This is a genomic window from Azospirillum brasilense (assembly GCF_007827815.1).
In the GTDB taxonomy this organism is placed as follows: domain Bacteria; phylum Pseudomonadota; class Alphaproteobacteria; order Azospirillales; family Azospirillaceae; genus Azospirillum; species Azospirillum brasilense_C.
The window spans coordinates 321,546-345,149 of the sequence record NZ_VITH01000004.1; the positions used below are offsets into that span (position 1 = coordinate 321,546).

The window sequence follows — 23,604 nt, forward strand, 5'->3', positions numbered from 1 at the left end:
GATGCCCTGGCCCACCATCGTCGCCGCCAGCTTCGCCTACCTGCTTCTCCTCTTCGCCATCGCCTGGTGGGCGGACCGGCGGGCCGACGGCGGGCGCAGCGTCATCGCGTCGCCGTACGTGTACGCGCTCTCGCTGGCGGTGTACTGCACTACCTGGACCTTTTACGGCTCGGTCGGGCGGGCGGCGTCGCTGGGAATCGGCTTCCTGCCGATCTATCTCGGCCCGACCCTGCTGATGCTGCTGGGGCCGCTGGTGCTGCGCAAGATCCTGCGCATCGCCAAGGCGCAGCGCATCACCTCCATCGCCGACTTCCTCGCCTCCCGCTACGGGCGCAGCCAAGGGCTGGGCGGGCTGGTGGCGCTGACCGCGGTGATCGGGGTGACGCCCTACATCGCTCTGCAGCTCAAGGCCGTGGCGGTCAGCTTCGACGTGCTGTGGGGCACCGACCCGTCCGGCGCCACCGGCGGCCTCTCCCTGCCCGTCGTGCTGGACAACGCCTTCTACGTCGCGGTGGTCATGGCGGCCTTCGCCATCATCTTCGGCACGCGCCACATCGACGCGGCGGAGCATCACGAGGGCATGGTGGCGGCCATCGCCTTCGAATCGGTGGTCAAGCTGGTGGCCTTCCTGGCGGTCGGCGCGGCGGTGGTCTGGGGGCTGCACGACGGCCCCACCGAGCTGTTCGCCACGGCCGCCGAGCATCCGGAGATCCAGGCCCTCTACACCTCCGCCCCGGCGCTGGCCGACGGGTCGTGGCTGACCATGACGCTGCTGTCGATGGCGGCGGTGCTCTGCCTGCCCCGCCAGTTCCAGGTGACGGTGATCGAGAATGTGGACGAGCGGCACCTGACCCGCGCCCTGTGGCTGTTCCCGCTCTACATGCTGCTGATCAACCTGTTCGTTCTGCCGGTGGCGGTGGCCGGGCTGATCCGCTTCCCGGAACAGGCGGTGGACCCCGACATGTTCGTGGTGGCGCTGCCGCTGGCCGCCGGGAACGAGTGGCTGGCCCTGCTCGCCTTCATCGGCGGGCTGTCGGCGGCCACCGGCATGATCGTGGTCGAGGCCATCGCGCTGTCCACCATGGTGTGCAACGACATCGTGATGCCGCTTCTGCTGCGCGCCCGCAGCGCCCGGCTGGAGCGGCTGCACGACCTGTCGCCGCTGCTGCTGACCATCCGGCGCGCCGCCATCGTGGCGATCCTGCTGCTCGGCTACCTGTATTTCCGCATCGCCGGCTCGGCCTACGCGCTGAGCGCCATCGGCCTGATCTCCTTCACAGCGGTGGCGCAGTTCGCCCCGGCGCTGATCGGCGGCGTCTACTGGGCGGGGGCGACCCGGCGCGGCGCGCTGGCCGGCCTCGGCGCCGGCATCCTGACCTGGGCCTACACGCTGCTGCTGCCCAGCTTCGCGCGGTCGGGCTGGCTGCCCGCCTCCTTCATCGACCAGGGGCCGTGGGGCGTCGCCCTGCTGCGGCCCTACGCCCTGTTCGGGCTGGACGGCATGGACCCGCTGACCCACGCGCTGTTCTGGAGCATGCTGCTCAACATCGGCCTCTACGTCGTGGTCTCCCTGCTCGACCGGCCCGGCCTGGGCGAGCGGGCGCAGGCCACCGCCTTCGTCGAGGTGTTCCAGCACCGCGACGCTCCCCTGCCCGCGGGCGCGTGGCGCGGCACCGCCACGGTCGGCGACCTGCAGCGCATCGTCGCGCGCTTCCTCGGCCCACAGCGGGCGGAGGCCGCCTTCGCCCAACATGCCCGCCGCCACGGGCCGCTGGAGCCGGACCGCCGGGCCGGGGCGGAGCTGGTGCGCTTCGCCGAGCGGCTGCTCGCCGGTGCGATCGGCGCCGCCTCGGCTCGGGTGGCGCTGGCCTCCGCGGTGGAGGGCGGCGAGGTCAGCTACCCCGAGCTGATGCGGATGCTCGACGAGACCAGCCACGTCATCGAATACAGCCGCCAGCTCGAACACAGGACGGCCGAGCTGCAGCGCGCGTCCGCCGCTCTGCGCGCCGCCAACGAACGGCTGACGGAGCTGGACCGGCTGAAGGACGAGTTCCTGTCCACCGTGACGCACGAGCTGCGCACGCCGCTGACCTCCATCCGCGCCCTGACCGAGGTGCTGCACGACAACCCCGACATCGAGCTGGAGCAGAGGCAGGAGTTTCTCGGCCTCGTCATCACCGAGAGCGAGCGGCTGACCCGCCTCATCAACCAAGTCCTCGACATGGCGAAGATCGAGGCGGGGGAGATCGATTGGCAGGTCCGCCCGATGGACCTCGGCGCCGCGCTGGAGCAGGCGGCGGCGGCCACCGCCCGGCTGTTCCACGAGCGCGGCATCGCGCTGGCCGTCACCATCCCGCACGGCCTGCCGCCGGTGCGCGGCGATCATGACCGGCTGGTGCAGGTGGCGGTGAACCTGCTGTCCAACGCCGCGAAATTCACCCCGGCGGGCGGCCGGACCTCGCTGTCCGTCGCGGCGGAGGGCGACGCCCTGCGCGTGTCCGTCACCGACAGCGGTCCCGGCATCGCCGCGGAGCATCAGGCCATCGTCTTCGACCGCTTCCGGCAGGTCGGCGACACCATGACCGACAAGCCGCAGGGCACCGGGCTGGGGCTGGCCATCAGCAAACGCATCGTCGAGCATCTCGGCGGCCGCATCCGGGTCGACAGCGCCCCCGGCAAGGGCGCCACCTTCGCCTTCACCGTTCCTTTGGCAACAGCGGCAACAGCCGTGTCACAAAACGATCAAACCGCGAAAGAACCCGACCACACCGCCGGAACGCGCTCCGGTTGACACAGGTCAGTCCAGTTGCCTTAACGAATCCTTATACGTGTTTCAGGCAGGTTTTTTACCAAATGCCGGACATGATCAGTCTTCCGGACGGGGCATTGCCCGGTCGGGTTGCAAGGAGACGGGCGGTGACTTTGATCAAGTGGAGCGATGAGGGGGGAACGGTGCGGCTGGGCCTGCCCAGCGACCTCGACCTCGCCATGGCGCAGCCCCTGCTGGACAGCCTGCGCGCCGGCTTCGCCGCCTCCCAGACCGTCATCGCCGAAGCCGCGGCCGTGGAGCGGGTCAGCACCGCCTGCGTCCAGGCGCTCCTGGTCGCCTCCCGGCACGCCGCCGAACAGAACCGTACGTTCGCCATCGCCCAGCCGTCCGAGGTCCTGGCGGAAGCCTGCGAGGATCTGGGGCTGGACGGCTGGTTGAAGCAATGGAGCCAAGCGTGAAGAAGAAGGTACTCACCGTCGACGATTCGCGGACCATGCGGGACATGGTCTCCTTCACGCTGAAGGGCGCCGGCTACGACGTGGTGGAGGCCGCCGATGGCCAGCAGGCGCTGGGCGTCATCGGCGCCAACAAGGTGGACCTCGTCATCACCGACCTGAACATGCCGGTGATGGACGGGCTGACCCTGATCCGCCGCCTGCGCGCCACCCCGGCGCACCGCACGCTGCCCATCCTGATGCTGACCACCGAGGCCGACGAGAAGAAGAAGTCCGAAGGCCGGGCGGTGGGGGCGACCGGCTGGATCGTGAAGCCCTTCAACCCGGAGAAGCTGATCTCCGTCGTTCAGAAGGTCTGCGGCTGACGCCGCGTCCTGGCTTGTGAGGGGGCGCCCGTGGAAGACCTGAGCCGGTTCAAGCAAACCTATTTCGACGAAAGCGCGGAGCTGCTGGAGGTCGCCGAGTCCGGCCTGCTGCGGCTGACGCCGGGCGAGGTCGATTCCGACGAGGTCAACGCCATCTTCCGCGCCGTCCATTCCATCAAGGGCGGCGGCGGCGCCTTCGGCTTCACCGAGCTGGTCGCCTTCGCGCACGAGTTCGAGACGGTGATGGACGGGGTGCGCAACAACACCGTTCCCGTCACGACCGAGCTGGTGGACACGCTGATCCGCGCCAACGACCTGCTGGGCCAGATGCTGGCCTACGCGCGCGAGGGCGACCCGGCCCCGGCGGGGACCACCGACGGCACCGTGGCCGCCCTGCGCCGCCATCTGTCGGGCGGCGACGCGCCGCAGGTCCAGGCTCCGGCGGCCGCCCCCGCCGCTCCGGCGCCCGCACCTGTCTACGCTGACGACGAGGACGACGAGGCCGGGCTGTTCGGCGACGCCATGGCCGCCATCGCCGCCGCCCGCGCGGCGGAGGACCCGGTTCCCCCCGGCAAGCTGCGCTGGACCATCGTCTTCCGGCCGCGGTCCGACCTGCTGATGTCGGGCAACGAGCCCGCCTTCATGCTGCGCGCGCTGCGCCGGCTGGGCGACGCCACCGTCGAATGCCACACCGACGCCCTGCCCAACCTCCAGAACCTGGAGGCGGAGCTTCTCCACCTCTCCTGGACGGTCACGCTGATCGCCGATGCGGACGTCGATCTGGACAAGATCAACGACGTCTTCGAGTTCGTGGCCGACGACTGCGACATCCGCATCACCGCGGAGGCCCCGCCGCCCGCCGCCCCCGAGGCCCCGCCCCCCGTCACCGATCCGGTGCCCGTTGCCACGGCCGCCCCGCCGGCGGTGGTCGCCGCGGTCCCCGAAGCGCCCCCCAAAACCCCCGGGGCCGACGCTCCGAAGGCCGAGGCCGCCCGCCCGCGCCCCAACGGCGGCGGGGCGGAGCACGCCGGGCTGACCAGCCACACCATCCGCGTCGATCTCGACAAGATCGACCGGCTGGTCAACATGGTCGGCGAGATGGTCATCACCCAGGCGATGATCGCCGAGCATGTGCGCGAGCTGCCCCCCGGCGAGTTCCAGGAGCTTCTGGAAGGGCTGGAGCAGCTGGCCCAGCACACCCGCGAGTTGCGCGAGAGCGTGATGTCGATCCGCGCCCAGCCGGTGTCGAGCGTCTTCTCCCGCATGCCGCGGCTGGTCCGCGAATGCGCCGCCACCACCGGCAAGGAGGTCCAGCTCGTCACCAGCGGCGAGACGACCGAGGTGGACAAGACGGTGGTGGAGAACCTCGTCGATCCGCTGACCCACATGATCCGCAACTCCATCGACCACGGGCTGGAAGGCCCGGAGGAACGGGAGCGCGTCGGCAAGCCGCGCGCCGGCACCGTGCACCTGTCGGCGCAGCACCGCTCGGGCCGCATCGTCATCGAGATCACCGACGACGGGCGCGGCATCAACCGGCCCAAGGTGCTGTCCAAGGCCATCGAGAAAGGCCTCGTCCAGCCGGGGGCCACCCTGTCGGACGAGGAGATCGACAACCTGATCTTCCTGCCCGGCTTCTCCACCGCCGACCAGGTGTCCAACCTGTCGGGCCGCGGCGTCGGCATGGACGTGGTGCGGCGGAACATCACCTCGCTCGGCGGGCGCATCGGCGTCTACTCCACGCCGGGCGAGGGCTCGCGCTTCGTGCTGTCGCTGCCGCTGACCCTTGCCGTGCTCGACGGCATGGTGATCTCGGTCGGCGAGGAGCGCTTCGTCCTGCCGCTGACCAACATCGTGGAGAGCCTGCGCCCCAAGGCGGCGGACCTGCACGGGCTGGTCGGCAAATGCGACGTGATGATGGCCCGCGGCGAGTATGTGCGGCTGGTCTACCTGCACCAGCTGTTCGGCATCCCCGGCGCCGTCGCCGACCCCACCCGCGCGCTGGTCGTGCTGGTGGAGACGGAGGACGGCTCCCGCCTCGGCCTCGTCGTGGACGAGGTGCTGGGCCAGCAGCAGGTCGTCATCAAAAGCCTGGAAGCGAACTTCCGCCGCCTCGACGGCGTGGCCGCCGCGACCATCCTGGGTGACGGGCGCGTCGCCCTGATCCTGGACGTCGCCGGCCTGCGCGAGATGAGCCGGCACATGGATTCCAGGGCGCCGCGTCCGCCGGTGGCCGCGCTGCCCGCACCCGCACTCGAACCGGTCTGAGGCCACAGCGATGAGCAGTTCCACCGCGCTCGCCACCGTCGGCGGTACCCGCACCGACGCACGCACCGACGTCATGGCGGTCAACGCCGCCGAGGAGCAGTACGTCACCTTCACCGTCGGCAGCGAGGAATACGGCGTCAACATCCTGTCGGTCCGCGAGATCCGCGGCTGGACGCCGGAAAGCCGCCTGCCGAACCTGCCGGACTATGTGCGCGGCGTCATCAACCTGCGCGGCATCATCATCCCCATCTTCGACCTGCGCGCCCGCTTCGGCGGCGGTGCGACGGCGGTCACCAAGCGCCACGTCGTGGTGGTGATCCAGGTGGGGGAACGCACCCGCGGCATCCTGGTCGACGCCATCTCCGACATCCTGACGATCGGCCACGACGCCATCAAGCCGCCGCCCGACGTGGACGGCGGCATGGTCGGCGCCGAGTATCTCAGCGGCCTCTACACCGCCGACGACCGCATGGTCACGTTGCTCTGCGTCGAGAAGCTGTTCTCCGTCGAGAACAGCGAGCTGGACTCCGCGACCAGGGCCCTGCCGGCGCTGGAACGGGCGTCCTGAACATCGCCCCACGGAGGTGCCCACACAGGCGCCGACGGGGGTGCGTCATGTCGCGGCTTTTCACACGGGTTTGTTTCAAATAAGGGCTAACGCCGGGACGACGCGGCGGGCAAGGGGGATGGCATGGCGAAAGGGGTCGGTTCGTTCGTTGGGGCGATGGGCATTTCGAAGCGGCTGTGGCTGGCCTTCGCGCTCCTGCTCGCCCTGCTGGCCGCCCAGGTCGCCGCCAGCCTGCTGAGCATCCGCAGCCTGAACGGCAGCGTCGACGCGGTGCTCACCGGCGGCGAGATCGCCACCTTCGCCAAGGACCTCTCCGCCCGCCTCGCCAACCAGCGCATCCACGGGCGCGACTATCTGGTCTCCGGCGACCCCGCCGCGCTCAACCGCCAGCGCGCGCTGCGCACCGAGTTCGATCAGGCGCTGGCCGCCCACGGCGCGGCCATCCAGCGCTCCAGCCAGGCGGCCGCCTTCGCCGAGCTGGCGCGGCTGCACACCGAGTACCACACTCAGTTCGAGGCGATCCGCGTCGTCCGCGACCGCTACGACGCGGCCATCCACCAGACCATGGACCCGCTGGGCACCCAGATCACCGAGACGCTGGAGCGCATCGTCGAAGGCGCCCAGGCCACCGGCGACAAGGACGCCGCCCTGGTCGGCGAGGAGATGGAGAAGCACTGGGTGCTGAGCCGCCTCTTCGCCAACCGCGCGCTCGGCATGCGCGACGCCACCGCCGCGGCGCCGATGGAAAAGAACCTGGACGAGATGCTGGAGCATGTGCGCGAGGCCCAGGCCCTGCTGACCGAGCCCCGCCTCGCCGCGCTGCTGCGCGAGGTGGCGGAACGGGCGCCGGGCTACCGCACCGCCTTCCGCGACGCCGTCGCCGCCGACAAGGAGATCGACCGCCTGCGCGCCGAGATCGTCGCCAAGATCGTCACCGCCCTGACCGCGACGCTGGACTCCATCGCCACCGCCATCCACGCCGAGCAGAAGGCGATCGAGACCAGGGCCGAAACCGAGGTGGAGAACAGCGTCCTGCTGGCCCTGGTGCTGGGCGGCCTGTCGCTGCTGCTGGGCATCGGCGCCGCGCAGGTCATCGCCCGCTCGATCACCGGCCCGGTCCAGGGCATCCGCAAGGTGATGACCGACCTCAGCGACGGCCATCTGTCGGTCACCGTCCCCCACACCGACGGCCGCGACGAGCTGGGCGCGATGGCCCGCGCCGTCGCCGCCTTCAAGGAGGACGCGGTGACCGCCGTGCGGGCGGGGATCGCGCTCGACCGCGTGTCGTCCTGCATCATGACGGTGGGCGAGGACGGGACCGTCACCGATTGCAACGCCGCCGCGCTCGCGATGTTCAAGGCCGCCGAGGGCGACCTGCGCAAGGCCCTGCCCGCCTTCGACGCCGCCGGGCTGATCGGGACGACTCTCGACGCGCTCGACACCGAGGCCCCGCGCCTGCGCTCCAGCCTGAGCGGCCTCGCCAGCCCCTACAAGGGCATGGTCAAGGCGGGCCGCCGCAGCTTCGAGATCACCGCCAGCCCGGTCGCCGGGCGCCATGGCGAAAAGCTGGGCTTCGTCGTCGAATGGCGCGACCTGACGGCGGAACTGTCCATCGAGGCGGAGATCGCCGGCATGGTCGACAGCGCCGTGCGCGGCGACTTCAGCCAAAGGATCGCGCTGGACGGCAAGACCGGCTTCTTCCGGCTGGTCAGCGAGGGCATGAACCGGCTGGCCGCCAACGTCTCCGGCGTGACCGAGGATCTGGCCGCCATGCTGGAATCGCTGTCCCAAGGCGACCTGTCGCGGCGCATCGACAAGCCGTACGAGGGCGTGTTCCTGCGCCTGAAGGACGACTTCAACGGCACGGCGGAAAAGCTGTCGGAGATCGTCCGCCGCATCAACGGCGCCGCCGAATCCATCGCCGCGGCCAGCCGCGAGATCGCCGACGGCAGCCTCGACCTGTCCGAGCGCACCGAGCAGCAGGCCTCCTCGCTGGAGGAGACGGCGGCGAGCATGGAGGAGCTGGCGGCCACCGTCCGCTCCAACGCCGACAACGCCCAGCAGGTCAACGCCTTCGCCAACGACGCCCGCCGCGCCGCCGAGAAGGGCGGTCAGGTCGCCGCCAGCGCCGTGGAGGCGATGCGCGGGATCGAGCGCTCGTCGCAGAAGATTTCCGACATCATCGGGGTGATCGACGAGATCGCCTTCCAGACCAACCTGCTGGCGCTGAACGCGGCGGTCGAGGCGGCACGGGCCGGCGACGCGGGCCGCGGCTTCGCCGTGGTGGCGCAGGAGGTGCGCAACCTCGCCCAGCGCTCCGCCCAGGCGTCCAAGGAGATCAAGACGCTGATCCTCGACAGCGGGGCGCAGGTCAAGGACGGGGTGGAGCTGGTCCGCTCCGCCGGGTCGTCGCTGACCGACATCGTGGCGGGCATCGCGCGGGTCGCCGACCTCGTGTCGGAGATCGCCCGCGCCACCGCCGAGCAGGCGTCCGGCCTGGACGAGGTCAACACCGCCGTCGCCCAGATGGACGAGATGACCCAGAAGAACGCCGCGCTGGTCGAGGAAAGCACCGCCGCCGCCCGCTCGCTGGAGGAGCAGGCCGGGCAGCTGCGCCAGCAGATGGCCTTCTTCTCGCTGGACGCCGGCCGGACCCGTGGCGCGTCCGAGCTGGCCCGCCACATCCAGTTGATCGAGAACACCAAGATCGACCATGTGACCTTCCGCGACACCGTGCTGAAGACCGTCCAGGGCCACGGCGAGGCCAGCGCGGACCGGCTGGCCGACCATCACGGCTGCCGCCTGGGCAAGTGGTACGACACGGTGACGGATGCCGCCGTGCGCTCCTGCCCGTCCTTCGACCGGATCGCCGAGCCGCACGCCCGCTTCCACGAGGCCGGCAAGCGCGCCCTGCGCGCCCATGAGCAGGGAGACGACGCGGCCGAGGCGCAGGCCCTGGCCGATCTCGACCGGCTGTCGGGCATCGTGCTCGGCCTGCTGGACAAACTCGCCGGCGAAGCGCGGGCCCAGGCCCGCGGGCGGGCGGCATGACCGCGGCCCCCAGCCCGGCTCCGGACTCCGATGCGGCTGACCGCGCCGTCCCCGCGGCGACGTCGGGCCGGCGGGAGTTCCCGTTCGAGCGGCGGCATTTCGACTTCATCGCCCGCATGCTCTACCAGCTCGCCGGGATCGCGCTGGCCCCGCACAAGATCGAGATGGTCTATTCCCGCCTCGCCCGGCGGCTGCGCGACCTGCGCCTGCCGGACTTCGACACCTACTGCGCCCTGCTGGAGAGCGAGGAGGGGGCGAACGAGGTCGGCTTCCTGGTCAACGCCCTGACCACCAACCTGACCAGCTTCTTCCGCGAATCGCACCATTTCGACTTCCTGGCGAAGACCGCGGTGCCGGAGATGCGCGCCCGCCACGCCGGGGAGTCCTCCCACCCGCGGCTGCGCGTCTGGTCGGCGGGCTGCTCCTCCGGGCAGGAGCCCTACACCATCGCCATGGTCCTGGCCTCCAGCTTCGGGCCGGAGCTGCGGCGCTGGGACGCGAAGATCCTGGCAACCGACATCGACACCCACATGGTCGACACCGCCCGGCGCGGCGTCTATCCCGCCGAACTGGCGGCCAGCATCCCGGCCCCCCTGCGCGACCGCTTCACCCGGCGCCAGCGCGAGGACGGCGAGCCGATGGTGGCGATGGAGGAGGAGCTGAAGCGGCTGATCACCTTCAAGCCGCTGAACCTGCTGGAGCACTGGCCCATGAAGGGGCCGTTCGACGCGATCTTCTGCCGCAACGTGCTGATCTATTTCGACCGCGTCGGGCGGACCCAGGTCATCGGCAACTTCGCCCGGATGCTGGAGCCCGGCGGCTACCTGTTCCTCGGCCACTCGGAAAGCCTGTACGGCGTGTCGGACCGCTTCCGCCAGACCGGCCCCACCATCTACCGGAGGCTGTGACGCATGACCGCATTCGCAAGCCGCCGCGCGGCGGAGGCCCGGCAGACCGGCGGCTACTTCCACCCGCAGTTCCGCGCCCACACGATGAAGGTCTTCCTCGGCCATCATCTGGTCAGCGACCGCTCGGACGTGATGATGGTGACGACTCTGGGCTCCTGCGTGGCCGCCTGCGTCCACGACCCGGCGACGGCGATCGGCGGCATGAACCATTTCCTGCTGCCCGAGGTGCCGGAGTCCGAGGACGCCGGCACCGGGGCGGCCGCGCGCTACGGCTCGGTCGCCATGGAGCGGCTGATCAACGACCTGCTGGCCCGCGGCGCCCAGCGTGGGCGGCTGGAGGTGAAGCTGTTCGGCGGCGCCCGCGTCATCGATTCCAGCTTCGACGTCGGCCAGCGCAACGCCGCCTTCGCGCTCGACTATGTCCGGCGGGAGGGGCTGAAGCTGATGGGCCAGGATCTCGGCGGCGCCTCGGCCCGGCGCATCCACTATTTTCCCCACACCGGCCGGGCCATGCGCAAGATGCTGCGGCCGGAGGCCCTGTCGGAGACGGCGAACCAGGAACTGCATTTCCGCTCCAGCCTGCGGCACCAGCCGATCGAGGGCGACGTGGAACTGTTCGGGGAGGACTGAGCCATGACACGCTCCATCCGCGTCGTGATCGTCGACGACAGCAGCCTGATGCGGGAGATGCTGAAGGCCGTCATCTCGGACGAGCCCGGCATCGAGGTGGTCGGCGTCGCCCGCGACCCCTACGAGGCGCGCGACGTCATCAAGCGCACCAATCCGGACGTCGTCACGCTGGACGTCGAGATGCCGCGGATGGACGGGCTGTCCTTCCTGGAAAAGATCATGACGCTGCGCCCGACGCCGGTCGTCATGGTCTCCTCCCTGACCCAGGAGGGGTCGGAGGCGACGATCCGCGCGCTGGAGATCGGCGCGGTGGACTGCGTCGCCAAGCCCGACGGCTCGGACGGTCACGGCTTCGAGGCGATGGCCCACGAGCTGGTCGGCAAGATCCGCATCGCCGCCACCGCCCGCCTGTCGATGCGGCGGCCCAAGCCCGCGACCTCCCCCCTCCAGACGCCGCGCCGCGCCGGATCGGGCACCCGCTTCATCGCCATCGGCGCCTCGACCGGCGGGGTGGAGCGCATCCGCGACGTGCTGGCCGTCATGCCCGCCGACTGCCCGCCCATCGTCATCACCCAGCACATGGGTCCCAGCTACGTCCCCAGCTTCGCCGCCCGGCTCGACCGCATCTCGCCGCCGTCGGTGGAGGTCGCCACCCAGGGCGCCCCTCTGGTCCAGGGCAAGGTCTACATCGCCCCCGGCGACCGGCATCTGGTGATCATCCGCGACGCCCAGGGCTATTCCTGCCACATCCAGGACGGGCCGGCGGTCAGCGGCCACCGCCCGTCGGTGGACGTGCTGTTCTCCTCCGTCGCCAAGGCGGCGGGGGCGAACGCGGTGGGGGTGATCCTGTCCGGCATGGGCCGCGACGGGGCGTCGGGCATGCTGGCGATGCGCGACGCGGGGGCCTATACCATCGGCGAACAGGAATCGAGCTGCGTCGTCTACGGCATGCCGCGCGCCGCCCGGGACGCCGGGGCGGTCGCCGTCGAACTGCCGCTGGCGCAGATACCGGCCGAGATGCTGCGCGCGTTCGACGCCATCGGCGATCACCGCACGCGCGCGAACTGAGGAGCAGCACCATGTCTTTCTACGGCCGTGCCACCCACCTGGACGCCCGACCGGAACCGCAGGCGCCGGACCTGCCCGACGGCGACGCCCCGGTGAACGGCCTGCCCGAGATCGGCCCGAAGATCCCGGTGACCGGCGAGCTTCTGGCGACCTGGATGGGCTACGCCGACATCCAGCGCCGCACGCTGGAGGCGGTGCAGAACGAGCTGACCCGCACTTCGTCCACGGTCGAGGACGCCACGCTTGACCTGTCCTCCCGCTTCCGCGAGCTGGCCGAGAAGGCCATGCAGCAGTCGGAGCGGGTGGAGCAGATCGTCGGCATGGCCGGCTCCGTCTCCATCGACGGCGAACGGGTGCCGATGGACCAGCTGGTCACCGGCATGCAGCAGATGATCGCGGACATGATCTCCAACATCGTCATGCTGTCGCGCCACGCCATGAGCATGGTCTACCTGCTCGACGACGTGCAGAAGGACGTGGCGGAGCTGGAGAAGTCGATCGGCGACATCGACGCCATCAACCGCCAGACCAACTTCCTGGCGCTGAACGCCACCATCGAGGCGAGCCGCGCCGGCGAGGCCGGGCGCACCTTCGCCGTGGTCGCCCAGGAGGTGCGCCACCTCTCCCGCAACACCGGGGCGCTGGCCGACCGCATGCGTTCCAAGGTCACCGCGGTGGTCAAGGGCGTGCGCAACGGCCACGACATCCTGCGCCAGATCGCCGACACCGACATGTCCCCGCAGATGCTCGCCAAGGAGCGGGTGGACAAGACCATGGACAGCCTGGTCGACCAGACCAACCACTTCCAGGCGGTGCTGGAAACGGCGGCGACCGTGTCGTCGGACATGTCCGCCACCATCAGCCGCATGGTCACCGGGATGCAGTTCCAGGACCTGACCAAGCAGCGGCTGGAGGCCATCAACGACAGCCTCGCCATCATGGCGGAGGGGCTGAACGAGCTGGAAAACCGCACCCGCGTCGAAATGCCCGCTTCCTTGGGGCCGCAGGTTCCGCAGGAATGGCTCGACGAACTGCTGGGCCGCTTCAAGCTGAGCGAGATGCGCCAGCGCTTCGTGCGCCGTCTGCTGCTGGAAGGGACGGCGCTGGACGAGCATGGCGTCCTTGACGTCGATGCCGGCCAGGACGACAGTTCCAGCGGCGACATCGAACTTTTCTGAGGCCAAGGGATTCTCTGGAATCCCCGGCCTGTCTTGCTCCATTCTGGCATGGTCCGCACAAGACCACCCGCCCCAATGCCCTTCAGGAACACCCTTCAGGAACACCGGACCGATGGACTACGGAATTGAGGACAAGGAGCAGGAGACCCTGGTTCGGTTGCGCGGTCGCCTGACCTTCAACGACCACGCCAAGCTGCGGGCCCTGATCCGGGAGATGCTGCAGAACAAGGCCAGACGTCAGGTGCTCGACCTCTCCACGCTGGAATTCGTCGATTCGGCGGGAATCGGCATGCTGCTGATCGCGCGGGAGGAAATGGCGAACGCGGACAAGCAGCTCGTCCTGCGCTCCGCCGCCGGGCAGGTCAAGCGCGTGCTGACCGTGGCCCAGCTCAACAAGATCGTGACGATCGAGGACTGACCCCTTTGGTCCCCTCCCCCACCCGCGTCGCCGCCCTGCAAGGCCTGGGCGTGCCGGCCGACCGGCTGGACCGTCTGTCGGCGGCGCTTCGGCTTCCGCCCCGGCGGCCCGGCTCCCCGGCGGGGGAGGCGTTCGGCGCCTCCGTTCTGCTTCTGGTGGGCGACGCCGGCGCCGTCGAGGCGCCGGAATTCTGGCAGCCGCCCTTCGGCGCCTGGATCGAGGTCGCCGGCCTGTCCGACGCCCGGATCGTCGAGGCCGCGCAGCGCGCCGCCCGCGCCGACCTGTTCGCCTGCGTGACGACGGTGACCGCCAACCGCCTGCATCTGGCGGGCCGCATCCTGAACGGGCTGGCCGCCCTGCACCCGATGCCGGAGGCCCAGCGCGACGACATGGAGCTGGCGCTGCACGAGGCGATCAGCAACGCGGTGGTCCACGGCAACCTCCAGGTCGAAGGCATGAAGGGGCTGAGCGTGGAGGCGCTGGAGCGCTTCTCCCACGATCTGGCGGCGCGCATGGCCGACCCCGCCTTCGCCGAGCGCCGGATCGAGGTCGCCGCCTGGCTGGAGAGCGCGTGCGCGGTGGTCGAAGTCGCCGACGAGGGAACCGGCTTCGCCCGGCCGGAGCGCATCGACTACGGCGCCTCGGGCCGCGGGCTGGACCTGATCGCCGCCATCGTGGAAGAGCTTCAGCTTCTCGACGGGGGGCGGCGCATCCGCATGAGGTTCCCCCTCTGATGGACGACGCCATCGCCGCCTGCCGCATCCTGGTGGTGGACGACACCGACTTCAACCGCACGCTGATCGGCGCTCTGCTCGGCGAAGCCGGCTTCCAGAACGTCGTCTACGCCAAGGACGGCTTCGACGCGCTGACCCAGATCGCCGCCGAGGCGCCGGACCTGCTGATCCTCGACATCATGATGCCGGGGATGGACGGGTTCGAGGTGTGCCGCCGCCTGCGCGCCGACCACGCCTACGCCGACCTGCCGGTGCTGGTGCAGACCGCCCTGTCGTCCAGCGACGACCGCAACCGCGCCTTCGCCGCCGGCACGACCGACCTGATCTCCAAGCCGCTGGACCGGACGGAGCTGGTCGCCCGCGTGCGCATCCACCTGCAGAACCGGGTGCTGATCCGCGACCTGCAGACCTACCGGGCGCGGGTCGAGGGGGAGTTGGCGATGGCCCGCTCCATGTACGACCATCTCCTGCCCTCCCCGTCGCTGTGCGCCGCGCTGATGGACGGCGCGGGGGTGACGCTGCGCTCGCACACGGCGCTGTCCTCCGATCTGGGCGGCGACCTCTGGGGGGTGCTGCCGCTGGCCGGCGGGCGGTTCGGGCTGTTCCTGCTGGACATGGCCGGGCGCGGCGTGTCGGCGGCGCTGAACGCCTTCCGCATGCACACGCTGATCCACGAGTTGGCGCCCCAGCTCGGCGAGCGGCCCGGCGCCTTCCTGAGCGAGCTGAACGAGCGGGCCGTCTGCCTGCTGGAGCTTGGCCAGCACGCCACGGTGATCTACGGCGTGGTGGACCGCGCGGCGGAGCGCTTCACCTACGCCGCCGCGGCGGCGGCTCCGCCGGTCCTGGTGCCGCCCGGCAACGCCGCGCTGGTTTTCGGCGAGGGGGCCGGTCCGCCGGTGGGCGTCGCCGCCGGCACCCGCTACGAGGAGCGCAGCCTGCCCTTCCCGCCGGACTCGGCGTTGGTCCTGCACTCGACCGCCGTTCTAGAAACCCTGAACGGGCGCAGCGGCGGTTTCGCCGCCCTGCTGCGGAGCGCCGCCGTCCCGGACGCCCTGGCCGGCGGCGGCGACGCCGCCTTCGCGGCGGTGACCGCCGCGCTCGCCGCCGCCCAGGGCGACGTGCCGCTCGACGACCACACCCTGGTCTGGATCGGCCGCGGGGGGGCGCGATGAACAACCTGCCGGAGGTTCCGGGGCTGGACACGGCCCGCGTCCTGGTGGTGGACGACAACCGCGTGAACCGCCACCTGCTCCAGGCGCTGCTGGAACGCGGCGGAGTCACCCGCATCGAGATGGCGGAGGACGGCAACGACGCGCTGGCCCGGCTGGACAGCTTCCGGCCCGACCTAATCCTGCTCGACCTGATGATGCCGAACCTGGACGGGTTTGAGATGTGCCGGCGCCTGCGCGCGCTTCCCGCCTGGAAGGACCTGCCGGTCCTCGTTCAGTCCAGCCTGAACCGGGCGGAGGACCGCGCCAAGGCTTTCGCCGCCGGGGCCACCGATTACGTCACCAAGCCGATCAACGCGGTCGAGCTGCTGGCCCGCGTCCGCATCCACCTGCAGAACCGTGCGCTGCTCCATGACCTGCAACGCTTTCACGAGCGGACGGAGAGCGAGCTGTCGCTCGCCCGCAAGATGCAGGAGCGGCTGATGCCCTCGCCGGAGCGGCTGGCCGAGGTGGAGGCCGCGGCGGGGGTGGGCATCGCCGCCCATTTCGCCCCCTCGTCGGAGCTGGGCGGCGACTTCTGGGACCTGCGGCACGACGCCGCCGAGCCGGGCCAGGGGCAGGACCAGGGACAGGGCCGGACCATGCTTTACATGGTCGATTTCTCCGGCCACGGCGTCGGGGCGGCGCTGAACACCTTCCGCCTGCACGCGATCTGCCAGCAGATGGACATGTCCGGCCTGACCCCGGCCGAGTTCCTGTCCATCGTCAACCGGCGACTGTGCGCGCTGCTTCCCAACGGGCAGTTCGCCACCATGCTGGCCGGGGTGGTCGAGCCGGCGGAGAACCGCTTCGTCTACGCCTCGGCCGGATCGACGCGCCCGATGGTCTGGGGGCCGGGCGATGCCGAACCGCTGCTGGGCGACAGCGCCGGCCTGCCGCTCGGCCTGCTCGCCTCGGCGGAGTACGAGGAGCGCTCCCTCCCCCTGCCCCCCGGCGGGCGCCTGTTCCTCTATTCGGACGGCGCCATCGAAATCCCGGTCGGCGGCGACGTCCTGGACGAGCCGGGCCTCGCCGCCCTGGTCACCGAGCGATTGGAGGAGGCGGACGGCGCCCGCTTCCTGGACGGGTTGCTGGAGCGCCTGCGCGCCATCGGCCCGATCGACGACGACCTGACCGCGCTGCTGCTGACCCGCAAGGGCTGAGCGGCCATGGACCCGACGGCCGCATGACCGCCAGCCTCCCGCACGCCGCACGGCACTTCCGGGTCGTTCTGGACACCAACATCCTCGTGGGCTGCGCCCTGCTCGGCGCCGAAGTGCCCCGCCGCAGCCTGGCCATCCGCGACAGCGTCGCGGCGGTGCGGGCGCGGGGGACCGCCGTCGTCTCCGACGCCACGCTGGCGGAGCTGCGGGAGGTGCTGATGCGCCCGGACTTCGAGCGCTACCGCCCGGCGGCGGAACGCGCCGCCTTCCTGGACGCCTTCGCCGCGGAGGCCCGGAGGGTCGAGCCCGCCCCGGTGGAGCGGCTGTGCCGCGACCCCGACGACGACATGTTCCTGGCGGTGGCGCTGGCCGCCGACGCCGACTGGCTGGTGACGGTGGACCGGCAGCTTCTGTCGGTGCGCCAAGTGGGCCGCACCCGCATCCTGCGCCCCGAGCGGTTCCTGGACGCGATCGCCTGACGCGGCGTTTGAAGAGGGGTCTGAAAAGGCGTTTGAAGAGGGTGCCCGAAAAGTTTCCCCTCGACTTCCGGCCTTCGTTCTTTAGAATGAAAAGAGAACACTTCGCAAACTAGCGGTGAACGGATCGCGGGTGACCGGATGAGCACGCAACCTCTCCTGTTCGACAGCCTGCCCGAGACGGAGCGGGCGCGCAAACCGGCGCGCCGATCCCGCGCCACCACCGTGGCGGCGCCGATGGCCGTCGACGTGGTGCGGGAGGATGTTCCGTCGCCGGCGGCCCCGCCGCCCATGACCCTCGCGCTCGTCCCACCCCCGCCCGTCCCGATGGCGCCGCGCGCCGACTTCGACCCGGCGGCCCTGACCAACGCCGAACTGCGGGCGCTGGCGCAGGCTTTGCCCGACCACAAGCTGGCCCATCTGCTGATCGAAGCCGCACGCGAGTTGAAGCGCCGCGCCGCGCCGGGAGCCTGGGAGGAAGAGGAGGGAGAAGACGGCCCGTCCGAACCGAATCCCCTGCTGCTGCGCGCCGCCCGGCAGGCGGTCGGCGAATTGTCGGGCGAGGATGGCTGATCAAGTCACGAACACTGACCGATTCACAGAATACGTGTCCGGAAACAAAATAATCCCGCGGCAATAGATCGTTTCGTACCCCAACTTTGTACGGGTTCCTCCCCCCGATTCGGGAATGATGGCGCGACAAGACACGCACGTATGTGCAATGATGTGTCCGTAGCCTGACCAACGGCCGCGCCTGCGTTTCCGTGGCGCGCCGCCGGCGGTCCGGGCCGAAAGGAACGACCCGCGGGGAGGGTGCTTTGGACTGGATGACCTGGCTCCAGGATTGGGGCGATGCCTTCTATCCCCTGGCCTTCATATGGGCCTTTTTCGAAGGCGAGACCTTCGTGATTTTCGGCGGGATGGGCGCGCACCTGGGGATCATCAACCTTTACTGGCTGGTGGCCGCCGTCTGGATCGGCAGTTTCATGGGCGACCAGTGCTATTTCTGGATCGGCCGCAAATGGGGCGCCAAGGCGCTGGCCCGCTTCCCGGCGGCGGAGGCCCGCGCGTCCCGCGTGCTGTATTGGCTGGAAACCTACGGCGTCGGCTTCATCCTGGCCTTCCGCTTCCTCTACGGGGTGCGCAACATCGCCTCGGTCGCCGTCGGCACATCCCGCATGCCCTGGCGAAAATTCCTGTTCTGGAACTTCATCGCCGCCGGCATCTGGGCCTGGAGCTTCGCCGGGGCCGGCTACCTGTTCGGCGAGGCGGCCGCCGCCATCGGCGAGAACGGTCCGAAGATCCTCCTGCTCATCGCGCTGGGCATCGGCGTCACCTTCTTCGCGGTGAAGAGCGTGATGTGGGTCCGCCGCCGCTACGCCGCCTCCGAGACGCAGGCGTAACGGCACCCCTCCCCCGAGAGGCAGGCAGACCGGAACTCAGGCAGAAAGGCCGCCGCGGACCACCCGCGGCGGCCTTTCCCGTTTCCGGGCTCTACGCCCGACGGGCGATCCACACGGCGGTCAGGTCGTCGCGCAGCGGCAGGCTGGTGCGGGCGTAGAAGCGCTCCAACAGCGGCCCCAGCGGGCGGGCGCGGTTGGCGGCGATGGCGGCGCGCAGCAGGCCCGGGACCCCGTCCTGGCCGATCGGCTCGCTGTCCGGGCCGCTGCATTCGATCAACGCGTCGCTGTAGAGGAACAGGCAGCTCCCGCGCGGCAGGCGCAGGCTGCGGTCGGCGTAGACGGCGCGGCGCGACGCGCCCAGCACCAGCCCCGCCGAGTCGAGCAGCCGAAGCTCCCCGGCGATCCCCACCACCGGATTCGGCGCCCCGGCCGAGGCGTAGGTCAGCGTGTCGGTGTGCAGGTCGAGGATGCCGAAGAAGGCGGTGGCGAACTGCCCGACCGGCAGCACCTCCTTCAACGCCCGGTTCAGTCCGGACAGCCATTCCGACGGCGGCACGTGCTGCATGGGGAAGCGGTCGATCAGCGTGTGCAGGCGGAAGGTGTTGATGGCGGCGGTGATGCCGTGCCCGGCGAAATCGACCATCAGGAAGGCGACGCGGTGGCTGTCCAGCGGGTAGACGTTCCAGAAATCGCCGCCCAGCTCCGACGAGGTTTCGAAATGGGCGTCCAGCACCAGCTCGTACCGCTCGGCGACCGCCTCCAGCTCCCTCGGCTCGGGCAGCAGGGAAAGCTGCATCGCCTTGGCGTGCTTCAGCTCCCGCTCCACCCGCGCGCGGAAATTGGCGAGGTCGGTGAACAGCTTGCGCTTTTCGAGCTGGTGGCGGACGCGGGCGACGCACTCGCCGGGCTTGATCGGCTTGGAGATGAAGTCGCTGCCGCCGGCCTCGAAGCAGCGGACCTGCTCCTCGTCGCTGTCCAGAGCGGTCTGGAACAGGATCGGCAATTCCTCGTGGGTCAGCCGCTCGCGCAGGCGCCGGCACATCTCCAGCCCGTCCATCACCGGCATGCTGACGTCGAGCAGGACGAGGTCGGGGCGGAAGCTCTCCACCTTGCGCAACCCCTCCACGCCGTTCTCGGCGACCTCGATCTGGGTCAGCCCGGCGCGGCGGATCATCAGGGCCAGCGACTTCCTGTTGAACTCGTTGTCGTCGACGATCAGAACCCGGCTGGCGGCGAGGGAAATGGGCATGCGCGACTCCGCCCGCCCGTCACAGGTCGAACTGCAGCAGGGTGCAGCGCCCGCCGTCGGTCACGTGGATGCGCCGGGCCAGCGCCCGCATGAACACGAAGCCGCGGCCGGAATGGGCGCCGCTGTCGGTGTCCTGCGGCAGGGCCGCGGCGTCGAACCCGTTGCCCTGGTCGACCACCGCGATGGACAGGCTGTCGGCGCTCCAGCGCGCGAAGATGTCGATCCGCCGCTGCCGCACGGCGCCGTCGCCCAACCGTTCGCGCAGCAGCCGGCTGAACAGCCGATAGCCCTCCGGCTGCTCCTTGGTCGCGCTGGGAATGCCCAGATTGCCGTGGACAATGGCGTTGGCGATGGCCTCGTGCAGGCACAGCTCGACATTGCCGCGCCGCTCCGGAGTCAGCACGCCGCGCCGGCTCAGCTCGTCGCAGACCAGAACCGCGCATTGCAGGCCATAGGCCGTGCCGGTGGTCAGCGACAGGTAGAACCCCCGCTCCACCGGCGGGGCGCCCAGCCAGTCGGCGTCGATGGCGCCGGTGCCGTCCTCCCGCTCCGTCAGCTCCACCGTCAGGAAGCGGTTGAGCCCGAAGGCGCCGCGCAGGATGTCGCGGTCGGCCTGGGCCAGCAGAACCGCGGCGGCCACCCGGTCATCCGCCGCGTCTGCGGCGCCCATCACGGCCTCGCCCGGGCCGAAGCGCGCCGCGACCCGGGCGACGACGTCCGCCGGCACGCGGTCCCGCACCACGCTGAAGGGGCGTACGGCGCCGGGCGGACCGGGCGGAAGGCCGGTGGAAGAGGCGGGGAAACCGTCCATCATCCGCTCACCGCTCGATGGTGACGACTTCGCCGATCCGCGCCAGATCGATGGAGCGCAGCACATCGCCCTGCAGCTTGCGCAGGACCAGCTTGATGTTGCGCTGCTCCGACTCGTCCTGGAGGATCAGAAGCATGCCGATCCCCGCGGAGTCGATGAAGGTCAGCCCGTCCATGTCCAGGACGACACGGCGCGCCCCTTCCCCGTTCAGCAGGTCCACGATGTCGGGGAGGCTGTCATGGTCGGTGAATTCCAACCGGCCGCTCAACAGCACCTCGATGGTTTCGGAGGAACGGCGCACCTGGAAATTCATGACATCCTCTTGTGTTGCACCGCGCAAGCGGCTCCCGCGAACAGTAGTGCAAGGCCGATCCCCTCTCAAGCTTCAAGTATACATCACGTCGATTTTATCGATCATAAGGAGAATTTTCACGGCATTCACACCGTAGACGGAACACGTCCGTTGATAGTACAACCGCATGACCGGTAAGGCGGCGCCGTGCCGCCGGTCCGCCCCGGTCACGCCACCCCGCAGCGGGAAACCCTTTCATGACGGTGATCGAGCAGGCGTGGAAGACGGTGCCGACGGTGTCGGCGAAATTCCTGCTGATCCTGATTCCCATCCTGATCCTGACCACGCTCGGCTTCTCCTCAATCTTTTTCTACGGCAAGTACAAGGATCTGCGCGGCGCCCTGCGCGACCGGATCGAGGCGGTGGCGGAAATCAACGCCGTCGCCCTGTCCTCCAGCCTGTGGGCGGTGGACGTTCCGGCCATCCGCAACATCATCCAGGCGATCTCCGTCAACCGCGAGCTTCAGTGCATCGAGGTGGCCGACGAGCTGGCCGACGGCCGCTTCGCCTGGCCGGACGACGATTGCCGCCCCTTCGCCGGACGCGAAACGGTGCGCCGTCCGATCCAGGTGCAGAACCGCCGGCTCGGCACGCTGACGCTCCATTTCAGCTACGCCTCGGTCGACGCGCAGATCCGGCAGGAGATGGTCAACACGCTGTGGCTCCTGCTGCTGATGCTGGTCGGCACGCTGGTCACCGCGCTGACCGCCCACCGGCTGACCATCGGCGTGCCGCTGGGCCGGCTGATCGCGTCGATCCGCACCGCCGAGCAGGAGCATCTGCGTCAGCGCGTGCAGTGGTCGTCGGCCGATGAGCTGGGGCGGGTGATCGCCGCCTACAACGGCATGCTGACCCGGCTGGACGAGGAGGAGGCTGCCCTGCGCCAGAGCGAGGAGCGGCTGGGGCTGGCCATCGCCGCCACCCGCTCCTCCGTCTGGGATTACGACCTGCGGACCGGCCAGTACTGGTGGTCGAAGGAGTTCCCCGCGCTGCTCGGCTACGGTCCGGCGGAGCTGGCGATGACCGCGCGGACCTGGGAGTCGCTGATCCACCCGGAGGAGCGGCGGCGCGTCGTCGCGGCGTCCCGCAGCCGCGTGCGCGACACCGACAGCGCCTACACCGCCGTCTACCGCATGCGCCGCCGGGACGGCGGCTGGAGCTGGATCGAGGACCGGGCGACCGCCCTGCGCGACGCCGAGGGAACGGCGGTCCGCCTGACCGGCACCATGTCCGACGTGACCGAGCGCATGCAGGCCGAACGGGATCTGGCGCGCGAGCGGAACGTCCTTCAGATCACGCTCGACAACACCGACCAGGGCATCATCATGGTGGATCGCAACCTGCGGGTCGTCATGTCCAACCGCCGCGCCGCGGAGCTTCTCGACGTGCCGGCGGCCTTCCTGGCCCGCAACCCGCTGTTTCCCGAGATCATCCGGCTCCAGCGCGCCCAGGGCGCCTTCGAGGATTTCAGCATCGATCCCGACCTGGAGCTGGACGAGACCGCCGTGGTGCCCGACCAGCCCTTCGCCTTCAAGCGGCGGCGGCCCGACGGCACGATCATCGAGGTGCGGTCCAACCCCCTGCCGGAGGGCGGCTTCGTCCGCACCTTCACCGACGTGACGGTCGAGGCGCGCTCCGCCGAGGAGGTGTTCCACGCCATGGAAGCGCTGGAGACCGCCTACGCCGACCTCAAGGAAACCCAGGACAGCCTCGTCCAGGCGGAGAAGATGGCCTCGCTCGCCCTGCTGGTGGCCGGCGTCGCGCACGAGATCAACACGCCGGTCGGCATCGCCTACAGCTGCTCCACCCACTTGGCGTCGAAGACGCAGACGCTGACCGAGGCCTTCGCGAAGGGCGCGCTGAAGAAGTCCGACCTGACCGCCTATGTGGCGGCGGCGGGCGAATCCGCGCGCCTGATCGAGCAGAACCTGACCCGCGCGGCGGAGCTGATCCAGAGCTTCAAGCGCGTCGCCGTCGACCAGACCAGCCAGGAGCGCCGCCGCTTCGACCTGCGCTCCTACCTGGACGAGATCATCACCTCGCTGGGGCCGCGCCTGCGCAAGAGCCCGCACCGGATGAGCGTCGCCTGCCCGGACGGCATCACCATGGACGGCTACCCCGGCGCGCTCAGCCAGGTCATCACCAATCTGGTCATCAACGCGCTGACCCACGCCTTCCCCGACGGGCGGGAGGGCGCGATGGCGCTGACCGTGGAGGAACTGCCGGACGGCGAGCTGGACATCCGCTTTTCCGACGACGGCGTCGGCATCGCCCCGGACAATCTGCCCAAGGTGTTCGAACCCTTCTTTACGACCAAGCGCGGCACCGGGGGCAGCGGGCTCGGTCTCCACATCGTCTTCAATCTGGTGACGCAATCGCTGGGCGGCCGGATCTCGGTGGAGAGTCCGCCGCCGAACGACCGTCCGGGCGGGGGCACCAGCTTCCTCCTGCGGATTCCCGTGACGGCGCCGCGGATGGCCGGCGCCGCCGGGAAGGACCCGGAAACCGACGCAGCATGACGGACGCATC

At 70.2% G+C, this 23,604-nt stretch carries 21 protein-coding genes; 18 read left to right on the forward strand and 3 right to left on the reverse strand.

The window, feature by feature from the left end:
- Position 1: 1 nt before the first annotated feature.
- The 17 genes from FBZ83_RS10520 (at position 2) to FBZ83_RS10600 (ending at position 18,663) form a co-directional block, all read left to right on the forward strand.
- Positions 2 to 2,791, forward strand: a complete 2,790-nt coding sequence (locus tag FBZ83_RS10520) for a sensor histidine kinase (RefSeq protein WP_145682391.1) — start codon at positions 2 to 4, stop codon at positions 2,789 to 2,791.
- Between the two features lie 125 nt (positions 2,792 to 2,916).
- Positions 2,917 to 3,228: an STAS domain-containing protein gene (locus FBZ83_RS10525; protein ID WP_038529688.1), complete on the forward strand. Its 312-nt coding sequence runs from the start codon at positions 2,917 to 2,919 to the stop codon at positions 3,226 to 3,228.
- The gene (locus tag FBZ83_RS10530; protein ID WP_014241666.1) at positions 3,213 to 3,590 is read left to right on the forward strand and encodes a response regulator; all 378 of its coding nucleotides are present in this window, start codon (positions 3,213 to 3,215) and stop codon (positions 3,588 to 3,590) included. Before FBZ83_RS10525 ends, FBZ83_RS10530 begins: the two co-directional genes overlap by 16 nt.
- 30 nt (positions 3,591 to 3,620) lie before the next feature.
- The gene (locus FBZ83_RS10535; RefSeq protein WP_145682392.1) at positions 3,621 to 5,858 is read left to right on the forward strand and encodes a chemotaxis protein CheA; all 2,238 of its coding nucleotides are present in this window, start codon (positions 3,621 to 3,623) and stop codon (positions 5,856 to 5,858) included.
- Between the two features lie 10 nt (positions 5,859 to 5,868).
- On the forward strand, positions 5,869 to 6,426 hold the full coding sequence (locus tag FBZ83_RS10540) for a chemotaxis protein CheW (RefSeq protein WP_145682393.1): 558 nt from the start codon (positions 5,869 to 5,871) through the stop codon (positions 6,424 to 6,426).
- Between the two features lie 123 nt (positions 6,427 to 6,549).
- Complete coding sequence (locus FBZ83_RS32315) at positions 6,550 to 9,477, forward strand: methyl-accepting chemotaxis protein (RefSeq protein ID WP_186466032.1); 2,928 nt, start codon at positions 6,550 to 6,552, stop codon at positions 9,475 to 9,477.
- On the forward strand, positions 9,474 to 10,385 hold the full coding sequence (locus FBZ83_RS10550; RefSeq protein ID WP_145682394.1) for a CheR family methyltransferase: 912 nt from the start codon (positions 9,474 to 9,476) through the stop codon (positions 10,383 to 10,385). The genes FBZ83_RS32315 and FBZ83_RS10550 overlap by 4 nt, the downstream gene beginning before the upstream one ends.
- 3 nt (positions 10,386 to 10,388) lie before the next feature.
- Positions 10,389 to 11,015, forward strand: coding sequence for a chemotaxis protein (locus FBZ83_RS10555; protein ID WP_145677269.1), 627 nt, complete (start codon positions 10,389 to 10,391; stop codon positions 11,013 to 11,015).
- A gap of 3 nt (positions 11,016 to 11,018) precedes the next feature.
- Positions 11,019 to 12,083 (forward strand): protein-glutamate methylesterase/protein-glutamine glutaminase, encoded by a 1,065-nt coding sequence (locus tag FBZ83_RS10560; protein ID WP_145682395.1) that lies wholly within the window; start codon positions 11,019 to 11,021, stop codon positions 12,081 to 12,083.
- Positions 12,084 to 12,094: 11 nt separating this feature from the next.
- Positions 12,095 to 13,261: a methyl-accepting chemotaxis protein gene (locus FBZ83_RS10565; protein ID WP_145682396.1), complete on the forward strand. Its 1,167-nt coding sequence runs from the start codon at positions 12,095 to 12,097 to the stop codon at positions 13,259 to 13,261.
- A gap of 112 nt (positions 13,262 to 13,373) precedes the next feature.
- Entirely contained in the window at positions 13,374 to 13,679 is a 306-nt protein-coding gene (locus tag FBZ83_RS10570; protein WP_114858414.1) for an STAS domain-containing protein, read from the forward strand.
- 5 nt (positions 13,680 to 13,684) lie between these two features.
- Positions 13,685 to 14,413, forward strand: a complete 729-nt coding sequence (locus tag FBZ83_RS10575; RefSeq protein ID WP_186466033.1) for an ATP-binding protein — start codon at positions 13,685 to 13,687, stop codon at positions 14,411 to 14,413.
- On the forward strand, positions 14,413 to 15,585 hold the full coding sequence (locus tag FBZ83_RS10580; protein WP_145682398.1) for a fused response regulator/phosphatase: 1,173 nt from the start codon (positions 14,413 to 14,415) through the stop codon (positions 15,583 to 15,585). The genes FBZ83_RS10575 and FBZ83_RS10580 overlap by 1 nt, the downstream gene beginning before the upstream one ends.
- On the forward strand, positions 15,582 to 16,784 hold the full coding sequence (locus FBZ83_RS10585; RefSeq protein WP_145682399.1) for a PP2C family protein-serine/threonine phosphatase: 1,203 nt from the start codon (positions 15,582 to 15,584) through the stop codon (positions 16,782 to 16,784). The genes FBZ83_RS10580 and FBZ83_RS10585 overlap by 4 nt, the downstream gene beginning before the upstream one ends.
- A 23-nt stretch (positions 16,785 to 16,807) precedes the next feature.
- Positions 16,808 to 17,263: a putative toxin-antitoxin system toxin component, PIN family gene (locus tag FBZ83_RS10590; RefSeq protein WP_145682400.1), complete on the forward strand. Its 456-nt coding sequence runs from the start codon at positions 16,808 to 16,810 to the stop codon at positions 17,261 to 17,263.
- Positions 17,264 to 17,401: 138 nt separating this feature from the next.
- Positions 17,402 to 17,833 carry a hypothetical protein gene (locus tag FBZ83_RS10595; protein ID WP_145682401.1) on the forward strand — a complete coding sequence of 144 codons (432 nt, stop codon included), beginning with the start codon at positions 17,402 to 17,404 and terminating at the stop codon, positions 17,831 to 17,833.
- 254 nt (positions 17,834 to 18,087) lie between these two features.
- Positions 18,088 to 18,663 carry a DedA family protein gene (locus FBZ83_RS10600; protein WP_145682402.1) on the forward strand — a complete coding sequence of 192 codons (576 nt, stop codon included), beginning with the start codon at positions 18,088 to 18,090 and terminating at the stop codon, positions 18,661 to 18,663.
- Positions 18,664 to 18,754: 91 nt separating this feature from the next.
- Here the strand turns inward: FBZ83_RS10600 and FBZ83_RS10605 are convergent, their stop codons facing one another.
- Genes FBZ83_RS10605 through FBZ83_RS10615 form a run of 3 tightly spaced genes read right to left on the reverse strand, consistent with a single transcriptional unit; the run spans position 18,755 to position 21,036 of the window.
- Positions 18,755 to 19,912 (reverse strand): PP2C family protein-serine/threonine phosphatase, encoded by a 1,158-nt coding sequence (locus FBZ83_RS10605; protein WP_145682403.1) that lies wholly within the window; start codon positions 19,910 to 19,912, stop codon positions 18,755 to 18,757.
- Positions 19,913 to 19,931: 19 nt separating this feature from the next.
- Positions 19,932 to 20,723, reverse strand: coding sequence for an ATP-binding protein (locus tag FBZ83_RS10610; RefSeq protein WP_145682514.1), 792 nt, complete (start codon positions 20,721 to 20,723; stop codon positions 19,932 to 19,934).
- A 7-nt stretch (positions 20,724 to 20,730) separates the two neighbouring features.
- Positions 20,731 to 21,036, reverse strand: a complete 306-nt coding sequence (locus FBZ83_RS10615; RefSeq protein WP_145677249.1) for an STAS domain-containing protein — start codon at positions 21,034 to 21,036, stop codon at positions 20,731 to 20,733.
- A 236-nt stretch (positions 21,037 to 21,272) separates the two neighbouring features.
- Here FBZ83_RS10615 and FBZ83_RS10620 point away from each other — a divergent pair, with 236 nt between their 5' ends.
- On the forward strand, positions 21,273 to 23,594 hold the full coding sequence (locus tag FBZ83_RS10620; protein ID WP_145682404.1) for a PAS-domain containing protein: 2,322 nt from the start codon (positions 21,273 to 21,275) through the stop codon (positions 23,592 to 23,594).
- The last annotated feature ends 10 nt before the right edge of the window (positions 23,595 to 23,604 follow it).